A 14,099-nucleotide genomic window follows, 5' to 3' on the forward strand; every position below is an offset into this window, starting at 1 on the left:
CTGCTGCTGGCGCGGTACAACGTGAGGCCGCAGGTCACGTTCCAAGCGGCGCATCGGAGATGACGGAAAGGAACCGCGACAAATCCACTTGTCGGGCAAATCGCTTCTGATTTTCAGAAATCGTGTCAAGTCCGGGACTCAGAAACATTCCACTTAACACGAGGGGCAAATCATCGGCATAACTCCGCCCGTCTCACCCGATGGAGGGGCGGCTCGCGATCGTCACGAACGTGCGGTAAGATGCGATGGACGCGAATGGCGCACAAGACGGCGCCAGTAACTGAACCGATAAGCCGCAGAGTGCTGGATCCCCGCCGGCGCGGGGGATGACGATAGAGAGCCGTGTCGCTCATCTGCTCGCCGACGCGTCGCCATCCCGAACGGTGAGGCCACCTGCCGCCCCGCAGCCTTCCGGGGGCCTGGAACTTGGCCCCCCGGCCTTCTTAACCGCCCGGCGTGACTGGACTTCCGGCAATGGAATTCCCTATTGGTAACCTAAAGTTAACCAAGCTAAGCGTCTGGTTAGGGACGGAATGACGCGCTGGCAGCCCTCGTTTTGACATGTTGGCAGGGGAAGCAAGGCCCGGCTTTCGGCGGGCCCCCCATGCGACAGGAAACAGGCTTCTCGCGCTGGCGCAAATCGCCGCGCCCGACGCGCGGCTGTGGAACCGGCGGCCATATGCTCCGGAGGAAATAGGGACACTTGCGTTGAGAGGATACCGCTCATGAATCCCGCCGACGTGGCTCCGTCAGCTTTGCCGTTGGTCTCCGCCGACGTGTCGCTGATCGCGCTGTTCTGGCAGGCCCACTGGGTCGTGAAGACCGTCATGCTTGGCCTGCTCGCCTGCTCGGTCTGGGTCTGGGCAATCGCAATCGACAAGATTTTCCTCTATTCGCGCACCAAGCGCGCGATGGACCGCTTCGAACAGGCGTTCTGGTCGGGACAGTCGATCGAGGAACTCTACCGCGCGCTGTCGGCGAAGCCGACGCAATCGATGGCGGCGTGCTTCGTCGCCGCCATGCGCGAGTGGAAACGCTCGTTCGAGAGCCAGTCGCGCTCCTTTGCCGGCTTGCAGATGCGGATCGAGAAGGTGATGAACGTCTCCATCGCCCGCGAGGTCGAGCGGCTGGAGCGGCGGCTGCTGGTGCTGGCGACGGTTGGCTCCGCCGGGCCGTTCGTCGGCCTGTTCGGAACCGTCTGGGGCATCATGTCGAGCTTCCAGTCGATCGCAGCGTCGAAAAACACCTCGCTGGCGGTCGTGGCGCCCGGCATTGCGGAGGCGCTGTTTGCGACCGCTATCGGTCTTATCGCCGCCATCCCGGCGACCATTTTCTACAATAAGTTCACGTCCGAGGTGAACCGGCAGGCGCAGCGGCTGGAGGGCTTTGCCGACGAGTTTTCCGCCATCCTGTCCCGCCAGATCGACGAGCGGGCGTGAGATGGCAAATGACGAGCGCATCGTGAGATCAAGATCATGGCGATGAACATGGCAGGTTCGGCCGGAGGCGGCGGTGGACGCCGGGGCCGGCGGCGTGCCGCCGTGATGGCGGAGATCAACGTCACGCCGATGGTCGACGTGATGCTGGTGTTGCTGATCATCTTCATGGTGGCGGCGCCGTTGATGACTTCAACGATCGATATCGATCTCCCCGTCGCCGGCGGCGGCAAGCAACTGCAAGCGAACGCGCCGCCGCTGACGCTGTCGGTCAAGCGCACCGGCGGGACCTGCAATTCCAACGTCGAGCTCTATCTCGGGGACACGCTGATTCCGGCTGGTGAACTCCTGCCCAAGATAACGGCGATCAAGGAGACCAGATCGGAGGCCGAGCGCGTGGTATACCTGCGGGGCGACAAGGACGTCTGTTACACGGATATGATGAAATTATTGGGGTATATTCGGCAGGCGGGGTTCAAGGCGAATATTGTGATCGTGCCGGAGCAAGGCTCCTGAGCCATGCAGCGGCGTGCGGATGATTGAGGGCGGAGCGGGAAAGCTCGAGTGAAGATCAAGGTCGACAAGACGGTGATGGCGTCGGTTGCCCTGCACGTGCTCGTGCTGGGCTGGGTGATGCTGTCGTTCTCGACCAAGGCGCTCGAAATGCCGCCGGAAGAGTCGGTCGCGGTCGATGTCGTTTCGCCCGACCAGCTTGCCAAGGTGATGGCCGGCATGAAGACCGGCAAGAAGGAAAACCCGAAGCCGCTGGTCGAGAAAGTCGCCGAAGCCAAGCCGGTCGACGATGCCGTCGGCAAGATCACCGAGAAGGCGCCGGTCGTGACCGAGACTGCGCCGCCTCCGCAGCCGAAGGTCGAGGAAAAGCCGGTCGAGAAGAAACCCGACCCGCCGAAGGTCGTCGAGAAGCCGAAGGAAGAGCCCAAGCAGGTCGAGAAAAAGCCCGATCCGCCGAAGGTCGATCCGATCGGCGACACCCTCAAGAAGGAAGAGAAGAAGCCGCCGCCGAAGCCGGTGCAGGCTGCCAAGCCGCCGGAGGTGCCGAAGCAGCGGATCGTGGAGCGGCACTTCGACCAGAACCAGATCGCGGCCCTGCTCGACAAGCGTGATCCGTCGCGTCAGGCCACGACCGGCGACACGCTGAATTCCAATGCCGCCCTTGGCACGGCCAAGGGCGCGGCTGCGGATAATTCCGCGACATGGGGCTCGATGTTCCAGCGGCAGGTCGAGCGATGCTGGAAGAAACCCTATGGCGGGATCGAGTCGCAGAAGCCTGAAGTCGCGTTTGCCATTCGTTTGAAGCGCGACGGCACGCTCGAAGGCGCGCCGGTTCCGGAAGGCATTCCGTCAACGCCTTTCCTTCGCGTCTATCAGGAGAGCGCACTGCGCGCGATCATCGAATGCCAGCCGTACAAGCTGCCGGCGGCCTTCTACGAGGAATGGAAATATTTCGCGCCGGTGTTCAAGGAAAAAGTCTAACGATTTGGTCACGTGGCGGACACTTGTTGGCAATGACGGATATGCAAAGTTTGAAGCGATGACTGACAAAGATGGATTGCGGAACATGCTGTATCGCCCGAGCCGCCGTCAGATCATTGCCGGAATGACTGCGCTTGGCGCGGTCGCCGGCGGTCGCAATGCCTTCGCGCAAGCGCCGAAGCGGGTTATCATTCCCGAGGGCGAATTCACGCCGCTGCCGATCGCGATCCCGAATTTCGTGGCCGGCACGCCGGGCGATGCCGAGGTCGGCGTCGGCGTGGCGCAGGTCATCACCAACAATCTCAAGCGCAGCGGGCTGTTCGCGCCGATCGATCAGGCTGCTCATATCGAGCGCATCACCAATATCGACACCGCACCGCAATTCCAGAGCTGGAAGCAGATCAACGCGCAGGCGCTGGTGACGGGACGGATGACGCGGCAGGGCGACGGCCGCCTCAAAGCGGAATTCCGCCTCTGGGACATCAACACTAACCAGCAGCTCACCGGCCAGCAATATTTCACTTCGCCGGAATACTGGCGGCGGATCGCCCACATCATCTCCGACCAGATTTATGAGCGCATGACCGGCGAGAAGGGCTATTTCGACAGCCGCGTCGTGTTCGTCGACGAGACGGGCTCGAAAGAGCGCCGCGTCAAGCGGCTGGCGCTGATGGATCAGGACGGCGCCAATGTCAGGTACTTGACCAGGGGCTCCGATCTGGTGCTGACGCCGCGCTTCTCGCCGTCGACGCAAGAGATCACCTACATGGAGTTCGGCCAGGGCGATCCGCGCGTCTATCTGTTCAACGTCGAGACCGGGCAGCGCGAGATCGTCGGCAATTTCCCCGGCATGTCGTTCTCGCCGCGGTTCTCGCCGGACGGCCAGCGCATCATCATGAGCCTGCAGCAGGGCGGCAACTCGAACCTGTTCGTGATGGATTTGCGCTCGAAATCGACGACGCGGCTGACCGATACGCCGGCGATCGACACCTCGCCGTCCTATTCGCCCGACGGCAGCCGGATCTGTTTCGAGTCCGACCGCGGCGGCAAGCCGCAGATCTACGTGATGCCGGCCACTGGCGGCGGCGCGCAGCGCATCTCGTTCGGCGAGGGCAGCTATTCGACCCCGGTGTGGTCGCCGCGCGGCGACTACATCGCCTTCACCAAACAGGGCGGCGGCGCGTTTGCCATCGGCATCATGAAGACCGACGGCTCGGGCGAACGCATCCTCACCTCCGGCTTCCACAATGAAGGGCCGACCTTTGCGCCGAACGGCCGGGTCGTGATGTTCTTCCGCGACCCCGGCGGCAGCGGCGGGCCGTCGCTCTTCACGGTCGATATCTCAGGTCGCAATGAATTGCGGGTGCCAACGCCCGGTTTTGCGTCCGATCCGGCTTGGTCGCCATTATTGTCGTGATGGAACCTGACTGCGCGGCAGCGCAGTCGTCAATCGGCAAACATTGCCTACCCTGCTGATTTTTCGGGCAAATTCTTCTGTGTGCCGGGCAAAAGCAACGTCTCGGTAACGATGTTCCCTCAGAAAGGCTTCATCTGGGAAGGGTAGAACTACGTACCCTAACAGGACGTGTGTGCCCCAAGATGCAGCTCGCGAACCAGAGCGGAGAATCCGATCAGAAGATGTCGCCGTCGATTCACGCGGCGCTGATCGATTCGCTGTTCACCGATCCTGGTCCGATGTTCGCGGGTGCGCTGTGCGCCGCCGTCGCCGCGCTCATGACGGCGCTGAAGACCGGCAATGAGCTGCTGTGGCCATGCGTCGCGCTGCTCGTCATCACCGGTGCGCTGCGCGCGCTCGACACCGCTCAGTATCGGAAGGGTCGTGACAACCTGACGGTCGACGGCGCCGCGCGCTGGGAAGTACGCTACCAGTTCGGCGCGATGCTCTACGCGGCAGCGCTCGGGCTGTGGTGCCTGGTTGCGGTGATGGGCAGCGACGATGCGGTCGCCCACATGATCGCGACCTCCGTCACGCTCTGCTACGTGGCGGCCGGCGGCGGCCGCACCTACGGCCGGCCCTGGATCTTCCACGTGCAGATGCTGCTGGCCATCGGACCGCTGACATTCGCGCTGGCCGTCGACGGCAGCCCGTTCTACGTCGGCATGGCGCTACTGAACATATTGTTCTTCTTCTCCCTGAAGCACATCTCCACCAGCCTGCAGAAAATGTTCGTCCGCGCCCTGATTGCGCGCGAGCGCGAGGCGGCGCTTGCCAATCAGTTCGACACGGCGCTGAACAACATGCCGCATGGCCTCGCGATGTTTCGCGCCGATGGCCGCCTGGCGGTCATGAATCACCGCTTCAGCAAGATGATGAAGCTGTCCGACGACTTCGTGCAGCGCGGCGCTGATGCTGCGGATATCTGCACGGCCTGCGTTGCGGCCGGCACGATCTCGGATGCCAGCGCCACGCTCATCCTGCAGGAAATCGAGCACTCGCGCGCCAGCGACATCATCACCACCGATCCGGACTTCTATAAGAACCGGTCGCTGTCGTGGACGTTCCAGCCGATGGCCGACGGCGGCACCGTCATGCTGGTGGAGGACATCACCGAGCGCAAGGATGCTGAAGCCAGGATCAGCCATCTGGCGCGCTACGACGAGCTCACCGAACTGCCCAACCGCGTCAATTTCCGCGACGAGATCGGACATCTTCTGGCGGTCCAGCAGGGCGCCGAACAATTGTCGGCGCTACTGTTCATCGACCTCGACCAGTTCAAGCAGGTCAACGACACGCTCGGCCACCCCTGCGGCGACCAGTTGCTGTGTGCGGTGAGCGAACGGCTGCGCGAGATGCTGCGTCCCGAGGACTTCGTGGCACGCTTCGGCGGCGACGAATTCGTGGTGTTCCAGCAGAACATCCATTCGGCCGAGGACGCCGCGGGTCTTGCCCGGCGCATCGTCGATCGTCTCAGCGAGCGTTACAAGATCGACAATCATCTGGTCGAGATCGGCGCGAGCGTCGGCATCGCCATGACCTCGCGCGGCGTCAGCGCCGACACGCTGCTCAAGAACGCCGACATGGCGCTGTACCGCGCCAAGGCCGACGGCCGCGGCACCTTCTGCTTCTTCCGGGACGAGATGGCGCAGGTCGTCGAATCCCGCCGCATCCTCGAGCTGGATTTGCGCAAGGCGCTGGCCAATGAGGAGTTCGAGCTGTTCTTCCAGCCGCTGGTCAATCTCAAGTCGGGACGGATATCGACCTGCGAGGCGCTGATACGCTGGAATCATCCGGTCCGCGGCACGGTGTCGCCGACCGACATCATTCCAATCGCCGAGGACATGGGCCTGATCGTCGATCTCGGCCGCTGGATTTTGCGCAAGGCCTGCATGGAATGCATGAAGTGGCCGGAAGGCGTCAGCGTCGCCGTCAACTTCTCGCCGCAGCAATTTCATCAACGCGACGTGCTGAGCGAAGTACGCTACGCGCTCGAGGTCTCCGGCCTGCCGGCGAACCGGCTCGAAATCGAGATCACCGAATCCTCGCTGCTGCGTAACACGCAGTTGACGCACGACGTGCTGTCGCAATTACATTCGCTCGGCGTGCGGATCTCGCTCGACGACTTCGGCACCGGCTATTCGAGCCTCAGCTACCTGCACAACTTCCCCTTGCAGAAGGTGAAGATCGACCGGTCCTTCCTGGAGGGGATCGACAGCGACCGTCCGCTGACGCTGCTCCGCGGCGTGGCGCGGCTGTCGGCCGACCTTGGAATGTCCGTCGTGGTGGAGGGAGTCGAGACCAACGAGCAGCTCGAGCTGATCAGCGCCGACGGCGCGGTAACCGAGGCGCAGGGCTATCTGTTCAGCCCGCCGGTGCCCGCGGTGCGGGTTCGCCAACTTCTGAATGCCTCGCACGGCCGCCGCCCGCCGGACGGACATCTGGTGTCCGTCGCCTCTCGGTCCATCGCATAAACTCCGTGAAAATACGGAGCGGCTCTTAACCCTAAGATTGTGATCCCTTTGCACGGCCGTTAAGAAGATGTTAATCTTTTGCCGTGCCCGCGGAAGTTGTTTGGTATTTGTATGGCGGTGCCGGGAGTAATGAATGAGAGCCGCCGCCAAAGTAACCGCGTTATTTCCTGAGCGCAGCCCGGACCACCCCCTCGAATTCGTAGATTACCGTCTCGCCGAGACTCCTGAAGAGAAGGACGAGATCTATCGTCTGAGATACCGGGCTTACCTGCGCGAGGGCGCGATCCTGCCCTCGGAGTCCAAGCGCGTTACCGATCGCTACGATGACGAGCCGAACAATTTCACCTTCGGCGTCTACTATCGCGACGAGCTCTACAGCTCGATCCGTATCAGCGTGCTCTGCGGCGAGTGGCGCGGGTCGCCGTCGTCGGAAATGTTCGCCGATCTTCTGCACCCTGAGCTCGATCGCGGCAAAATCATCATCGACCCCACGCGGTTTGTGGCCGATCCCGACAAGGCCCGCGTATTTCCAGAACTACCATACGTGACCGTGCGGCTTGGTTACGTCGCCTGCGGCCATTTCAACGCCGATATCGGGCTTGCCAACGTTCGCCCCGAGCACCGCGCCTTCTATCGCAAGGTGTTCCTGCAGGAACCGCTGGGCGAGCCGAAACTGTTTCCCGGCCTCATCAAGCCGGTCGGCCTGATGGCGGCCAACTATCGCGAGATCCGCGAGCGGGTATTCCAGCGCTTCCCGTTCATGCGCTCCAGCGCGTTCGAGCGGCGGACGCTATTCCAGCGCTCCGGCGAACGTCACACTTCCTCGCGCGGGGCTGTCAGCTCCTTCGAGCGCGCCTCGATCGTCTCGAATTCCTGAGCGGCCGAATCGCCAGGGGTCCAGACCTGGCCAGTCGGCCAGCGCGCCGGGGTATTCTCCTCGCAAAGCCCCCGATAATCGTCTGCGGCCGTTGCTTCTTCCCCACGCCCGCGCTCATTTTGGGTGATTTCGGCCCTGTGCGCACTTGCCTTCACCCTCGCGCCACATTTACAAATCATTAACTATCGCGGTCGCTTTTCACGGTTTGTCGGCATTTGATCGGGTCTGGCAAGGTTCCATCAAGGTTGACGGAACGTTCGCTTAACCATCGACCTGTAGACCGGATAACAGTCGAAAAACGTGAGCGTTGGAGGCTCCGGAATGAAATACCAGATGCGTATCCTCCAGGGATGGAAGCTGGCGGCTGTGGTCGCTGTGGCGCTGTCGATGGGCGCCTGCGCCAAGAACAACGTCGGCGCCGATGGCGCGATGGCCAGCGCGGCAACCCCGGGTAGCCAGCAGGACTTCGTGGTCAATGTCGGCGACCGCGTGTTCTTCGAGAGCGACCAGACCGATCTGAGCCCGCAGGCGATCGCCACGCTGGAGAAGCAGGCGCAGTGGCTGCAGACCTACAACCGCTATTCCTTCACCATCGAAGGCCATGCCGACGAGCGCGGCACCCGCGAATACAACATTGCACTCGGCGCACGGCGCGCCCAGTCGGTGCGCAGCTATCTCGCGTCGCGCGGTATCGACCCGAATCGCATGCGCACGATCTCCTACGGCAAGGAGCGCCCGGTGGCGGTCTGTAACGACATCTCCTGCTGGTCGCAGAACCGCCGCGCCGTCACGGTGCTGAACGCCGGCGCCTGACGATTCGACCTTGCAGCATTTCAAAGCCGGCGCCCTCGGGCGCCGGTTTTATTTTGGGCGGGCGATGAAATCGCGGATCACGGCCATGGCGCGCTCCGGCGCGTCCTGCATCACGCCGTGTCCGCAATCCGCAAACCGTTCGAACTGCACGAGATGCGCGGGCAGGGCGGCGGCGATATCCGCCTGGCTCTCGATCGGGTGCATCGGATCGTCCTCGCCGCCGAGCACGAGTGTTGGGCAGCGGACGCGGCCAAGGTCCGGGAACATGTCGAACGCGTCGCTCTCGCCGCCAGGTCTGGCGAACCAGTGCAGCCCCACCGCAGGGCGATTGACCGCGCGGCGCGCCATGTTCGGATCGCGCGGCCGGCGCGTATAGGCGGGCAAAGCGAGGCGCAGCCAGGCCACCCGCGCCGCCTCATCCCAAGGCAGCTCAGGTTGCAAAAACCGGCGGCGTGCCAGCGCACCGGCTTCCGGCCCGCCGAAGCGCTCGAACAGCGCGACGCGACGTTCCCGATAGGAACCGCCGGCAGCCTCCGTGCTGATGAGGATCAATCGCGAAGGGTGATCCGGATGACGCGTCGCATAGCTTAATGCGACCGTGCCGCCGAACGAGGCGCCCAAGACGATCGGATCGACGATGCCAAGGGCCTCGCAGAATGCGTGCACGTCGTCGCCCCACTGCGCCAGGGTCCAGCGCTCGCGCGGGCCGTCCTCGCTGCGGCCGTTGCCGCGGTGGTCGAGGTAGACGATCTGGGCGATGTCAGACAGGGCGGAGTAGGCGGGCCGGTAGATCGAGTGGTCGGCGCCAGGACCGCCATGCAGCATCAAGAGCACTGGCTTTTCCCGCATCATGGGGCCGTCGGGGACGAATTTCGTGCCCTCGACGTCGAAGAACAGCCGCACCCCGTTCACGGACACGTGCATCGGCGGGTCTCCCTCGATTTGTGAACGGTCCGGCCGCATCGGGCGGCTTGTCTTGGAGGGGATACTAAACCATACCGGGATGCAGCGAACCGATTCGGAAATGCCAGTCACAATTCTGGCGTACTCCCTCTCTCAATGTGTTCTGCTTTCGTTTGACACGGGATTTCGTCGTCAGGGCAAGATGTCATCCAGATTCCTCAATGCTGCCGGCGCCGCGGCGATTGCCGCGATGCTGGCTTTGTCTGTGCAGCCCTCGGTCGCACAGATCACGTTCCCGTGGGAGCGTTCCCCGCAAGGCTCTCCGCAAGTCCAGGCGCAGTCCGACGACGCCGATCTGGAGATGCGGATCCAGCGGCTGGAAAACCAGCTCCGGCAACTGACCGGCCAGAACGAGGAACTGCAGTACCGCAATCGCCAGCTCGAGGAGCGGCTGCGCCAGCTCGGTGCCGCGCCGCCGGCGCCGGGTGGCCTGGCCCAGGTTGCGCAGCCCGGCGTGGCTGCAGCGCCCCCTCCAGTTCAGCCCGGCGCGCCGCAGCGGCAACAGGCCTATCCGCAACAAGCCTATCCGCAGCAGGGGGCTCGCCAGCCGCAGGGCTACCCGCAGGCGCAGCCCGGCTATGACCGGCAGCCGCAGATCGCTTCGCCAGCGCCCATCGTGCAGGAGCCGGCAGCCCCGGCGGTTGGCAATCGGCGGCGTGGCGATGCGTTCGACCCCAGCCAGAATCCCAACGCTCCCGGTGCGCCGCGTGCACTCGGCGGCGGCCAATTGCCGATCGGAAATGAAGCTTCGGTCGGCGCGCCCGGCGGACGCGGACCCGGTGAGCCGCTCAATCTCGGCGGTCCGCGCGATCCCGGTGGCGCCTTGCCGCCGCCCGCTGCAGCCGCACCGCCACAGCGCGGCCCGGGGCCCGGCGCCAGCGCCGCGCTGACCCCGTTGCCGCCCTCGGCCACGCCGAAGGACGAATTCGATCTCGGCATCGGCTACATGCAGCGCAAGGATTATGCGCTGGCCGAAGAGACCATGAAGAACTTTGCGCAGAAGTATCCGAGCGATCCGCTGATTGGGGATGCGCAATACTGGCTCGGCGAAAGCCATTTTCAGCGGCAGCAATATCGCGACGCCGCCGAAGCGTTCCTCGGCGTAACCACCAAGTTCGACAAGTCGGCCAAGGCGCCGGACGCGCTCTTGCGGCTCGGCCAGTCGCTGGCGGCGCTGAAGGAAAAGGAAGCCGCCTGCGCGGCGCTCGGCGAGGTGACGCGGAAATATCCGCGCGCATCTGCCGGCGTCAAAGCCGCCGTCGATCGTGAGCAAAAGCGGGTTAAGTGCTAAGCACAAGCCGGTCGGGGCCGCCATCGGTCTCGAATGGACTGGCGATGACATGCCTGACGATGACCACGCGCCGATCTCGGTACAGCAAGCGAAGGAGCTGTTCGCGCACTGGAAGGCCGCGCCCGCGCTCGTGCTGGCGGTGTCCGGCGGTCCCGACTCGCTTGCCCTGATGTGGCTTGCCACGCGATGGCGCCGTGCGCTCTCGCGCGGACCGCGGTTGATCGCCGTTACCGTCGACCACGGCTTGCGGCCGGAGGCCGCGCGCGAGGCGCGCGAAGTCAAGCGTCTCGCGCGCTCGCTCGATCTGCCCCATCGGACGCTGCGGTGGACCGGCACCAAGCCGAAGACCGGCTTGCCGGCCGCAGCGCGGGAGGCGCGCTACCACTTGCTGGCGCAAGCTGCGCGGGCCAGCGGCGCAACACACGTCCTCACCGCGCATACCCGCGACGATCAGGCCGAGACACTGTTGATGCGGATGCTGCGCGGCAGCGGCATCGCCGGTCTCGCGGCAATGGCGCGCGAGACCGAGCGCGACGGCGTGTGGCTGGCGCGGCCGCTGCTGGACACCCCGAAGTCCCGGCTCGTCGCGACGCTGAGCAAGGCGAAGATCGCCTTTGCCGACGATCCCACCAATCGCGATATGAGCTTCACTCGGCCGCGGCTGCGTGCGTTGATGCCTGTTCTGGCCGAGGAGGGCGGCGACAGCCGAAATCTGGCGCGGCTGGCTTCAAGGTTGGCACGGGCCAATGCAGCGATTGAAGTGCTGGCCGATGGCGCCGAGCGTTACCTCGCCGTGAGAGACCGCGACGATGCCTCGCGCTTCGGGTTCGACGCCGAAGCGTTTGCCGGTCTGCCCGAGGAAATCCGGCTTCGGCTGCTCAAGCGCGCGATCGACCGGGCCGGTCACGAAGGGCCTGCGGAACTCGGCAAGGTCGAGGCGCTGCTGGCGGTACTGGACAACGCCATTGCGAACGGCCAAAAGCAGACAAGACTGAAACAGACGCTTGCCGGGGCCGCGATCAGCCTGGCCGAAGGCCGAATTTATGTCGATGCAGCGCCGCCGCGACGGGGTAGCCGGGCGTGAGAAGCGTTCCTATATCCCAGCATCTGCGATATCGGGACGGAGAGCCTTAACCACCCCGGAAAAACCCTGGCTTTTGCGCCATTTTTTGACCGGGAATCGCGTTAAGATGCGTTAAATAGTCCCGTGTGGTTCCCTTGGCATTGACCCGGGCGCCACCTAGATTGGGTTTAGTGGACCGGGGATTCTCGCCTCACTACCCAAGGAATATTCTAGGGTTACTAGCAAGGACATAAGGCCGCGATCCGCGCGACCACGAAGGAAGATCAATGAACGCCAATCTGCGCAACTTCGCCCTCTGGGTCATCATTGTCTTGCTGCTGTTGGCATTGTTCACGCTTTTCCAGAATCCGGGTCAGCGCACGTCCTCGCAGGACATCACGTTTTCGCAGCTATTGAGCGAGGTCGATCAGAACCGCGTGCGTGACGTCGTGATCCAGGGGCCTGAAATCCACGGCACCTTCACGAACGGATCCTCGTTCCAGACCTATGCGCCGAACGACCCGACGCTGGTGAAGCGCCTCTATGACGGCAAGGTCTCGATCACCGCCAAGCCCCCCGGCGACAACGTGCCGTGGTTCGTCTCGCTGCTGGTCTCCTGGCTCCCCTTCATCGCGCTGATCGGCGTGTGGATCTTCCTGTCCCGGCAGATGCAGGGCGGCGCCGGCAAGGCGATGGGCTTTGGCAAGTCGCGCGCCAAGATGCTGACCGAAGCGCACGGCCGCGTCACCTTCGAGGACGTTGCCGGCGTCGACGAAGCCAAGCAGGACCTGCAGGAGATCGTCGAATTCCTGCGCGATCCCGGAAAATTCCAGCGCCTCGGCGGACGGATTCCGCGCGGCGTGCTCCTGGTCGGCCCTCCCGGCACCGGCAAGACCCTGATCGCGCGTGCGGTCGCGGGCGAAGCCAACGTGCCGTTCTTCACGATCTCGGGCTCCGACTTCGTCGAAATGTTCGTCGGCGTCGGCGCTTCTCGCGTCCGTGACATGTTCGAGCAGGCCAAGAAGAACGCGCCCTGCATCATCTTCATCGACGAAATCGACGCGGTCGGCCGTCATCGCGGCGCCGGCTTGGGCGGCGGCAACGACGAGCGCGAACAGACCCTCAACCAGTTGCTGGTTGAGATGGACGGTTTCGAAGCCAATGAAGGCGTGATCCTGATCGCCGCGACCAACCGGCCTGACGTGCTCGATCCCGCGCTGCTGCGTCCCGGCCGCTTCGACCGTCAGGTCGTGGTGCCGAACCCGGACGTCGTTGGCCGCGAGCAGATCCTCAAGGTTCACGTCCGCAAGGTGCCCTTGGCGCCCGATATCAACCTCAAGACCATCGCGCGCGGCACCCCGGGCTTCTCCGGCGCCGATCTGATGAACCTCGTCAACGAGGCGGCGCTGACGGCTGCCCGGCGCAACAAGCGCATGGTGACCCAGGCCGAGTTCGAGGAAGCCAAGGACAAGGTGATGATGGGCGCCGAGCGCAAGTCGCTCGTCATGACCGAGGAAGAGAAGCTCTTGACGGCCTATCACGAGGGCGGCCACGCCATCGTCGGGCTCAACGTTGTCGCGACCGATCCGATCCACAAGGCGACGATCATCCCGCGCGGCCGTGCGCTCGGCATGGTGATGCAGCTCCCCGAGCGCGACAAGTTGTCGATGTCGCTCGAGCAGATGACCTCGCGGCTTGCGATCATGATGGGCGGCCGCGTCGCGGAAGAACTGATCTTCGGCCGCGAGAAGGTTACCTCGGGCGCGGCTTCCGACATCGAGCAGGCGACGCGTCTGGCGCGCATGATGGTGACGCGCTGGGGTCTGTCGGAAGAGCTCGGCACAGTGTCCTATGGCGAAAACCAGGACGAAGTGTTTTTGGGCATGTCGGTGTCGCGCACACAAAACGCGTCGGAAGCGACCGTCCAGAAGATCGACAAGGAGATCAAGCGGCTGGTCGAGGAAGGCTACAACGAGGCCACCAAGATCCTCACCGAGAAGCGCGAGGATCTCGAGATGCTGGCCAAAGGCCTGCTCGAGTTCGAAACGCTGAGCGGCGATGAGATCATCGATCTCTTGAAGGGCAAGAAGCCCAACCGCGAGTCGGTCTTGGAGCCGAGCGCGCCGCGCGCCTCTGCCGTGCCACCCGCCGGCAAGCCGCGCCCGCGTCCCGATCCGGACCCGGGTCTGGAGCCGCAGCCGCAGGCGTAAGAGCCGCGGGGCTGTCTTCTGA

11 protein-coding genes are annotated in these 14,099 nt (G+C 64.0%); 10 read left to right on the forward strand and 1 reads right to left on the reverse strand.

The window, feature by feature from the left end; translation table 11 throughout:
- Positions 1-725 precede the first annotated feature (725 nt).
- The 7 genes from tolQ (at position 726) to pal (ending at position 8,550) form a co-directional block, all read left to right on the forward strand.
- A complete protein-coding gene (tolQ, locus tag LMTR13_RS04085) occupies positions 726-1,439 on the forward strand; it encodes a protein TolQ (RefSeq protein WP_065726785.1) in 714 nt (237 codons plus the stop codon).
- A 36-nt stretch (positions 1,440-1,475) separates the two neighbouring features.
- Positions 1,476-1,952 carry a biopolymer transporter ExbD gene (locus LMTR13_RS04090; protein ID WP_065726786.1) on the forward strand — a complete coding sequence of 159 codons (477 nt, stop codon included), beginning with the start codon at positions 1,476-1,478 and terminating at the stop codon, positions 1,950-1,952.
- A 54-nt stretch (positions 1,953-2,006) separates the two neighbouring features.
- The gene (locus LMTR13_RS04095) at positions 2,007-2,930 is read left to right on the forward strand and encodes a cell envelope integrity TolA family protein (protein ID WP_065732410.1); all 924 of its coding nucleotides are present in this window, start codon (positions 2,007-2,009) and stop codon (positions 2,928-2,930) included.
- Between the two features lie 85 nt (positions 2,931-3,015).
- Positions 3,016-4,347: a Tol-Pal system beta propeller repeat protein TolB gene (gene tolB, locus LMTR13_RS04100; protein ID WP_065726787.1), complete on the forward strand. Its 1,332-nt coding sequence runs from the start codon at positions 3,016-3,018 to the stop codon at positions 4,345-4,347.
- A 182-nt stretch (positions 4,348-4,529) separates the two neighbouring features.
- Positions 4,530-6,860, forward strand: a complete 2,331-nt coding sequence (locus tag LMTR13_RS04105; RefSeq protein WP_065726788.1) for a putative bifunctional diguanylate cyclase/phosphodiesterase — start codon at positions 4,530-4,532, stop codon at positions 6,858-6,860.
- 133 nt (positions 6,861-6,993) lie between these two features.
- A complete protein-coding gene (locus LMTR13_RS04110) occupies positions 6,994-7,737 on the forward strand; it encodes an N-acyl amino acid synthase FeeM domain-containing protein (RefSeq protein WP_065726789.1) in 744 nt (247 codons plus the stop codon).
- A 321-nt stretch (positions 7,738-8,058) separates the two neighbouring features.
- Positions 8,059-8,550, forward strand: a complete 492-nt coding sequence (pal, locus tag LMTR13_RS04115) for a peptidoglycan-associated lipoprotein Pal (RefSeq protein ID WP_057838504.1) — start codon at positions 8,059-8,061, stop codon at positions 8,548-8,550.
- A 48-nt stretch (positions 8,551-8,598) separates the two neighbouring features.
- Here the strand turns inward: pal and LMTR13_RS04120 are convergent, their stop codons facing one another.
- Positions 8,599-9,585, reverse strand: coding sequence for an alpha/beta fold hydrolase (locus LMTR13_RS04120; protein WP_197520997.1), 987 nt, complete (start codon positions 9,583-9,585; stop codon positions 8,599-8,601).
- Positions 9,586-9,655: 70 nt separating this feature from the next.
- Between LMTR13_RS04120 and ybgF the strand changes: the two genes are divergently transcribed.
- The 3 genes from ybgF (at position 9,656) to ftsH (ending at position 14,077) form a co-directional block, all read left to right on the forward strand.
- Complete coding sequence (ybgF, locus tag LMTR13_RS04125; RefSeq protein WP_065726791.1) at positions 9,656-10,804, forward strand: tol-pal system protein YbgF; 1,149 nt, start codon at positions 9,656-9,658, stop codon at positions 10,802-10,804.
- Between the two features lie 49 nt (positions 10,805-10,853).
- Positions 10,854-11,888 (forward strand): tRNA lysidine(34) synthetase TilS, encoded by a 1,035-nt coding sequence (gene tilS, locus LMTR13_RS04130; RefSeq protein WP_065726792.1) that lies wholly within the window; start codon positions 10,854-10,856, stop codon positions 11,886-11,888.
- Positions 11,889-12,154: 266 nt separating this feature from the next.
- Positions 12,155-14,077 carry an ATP-dependent zinc metalloprotease FtsH gene (gene ftsH, locus LMTR13_RS04135; protein ID WP_065726793.1) on the forward strand — a complete coding sequence of 641 codons (1,923 nt, stop codon included), beginning with the start codon at positions 12,155-12,157 and terminating at the stop codon, positions 14,075-14,077.
- Positions 14,078-14,099: the final 22 nt, after the last annotated feature.

The sequence above is a fragment of the Bradyrhizobium icense genome, from assembly GCF_001693385.1.
Lineage (GTDB): Bacteria > Pseudomonadota > Alphaproteobacteria > Rhizobiales > Xanthobacteraceae > Bradyrhizobium > Bradyrhizobium icense.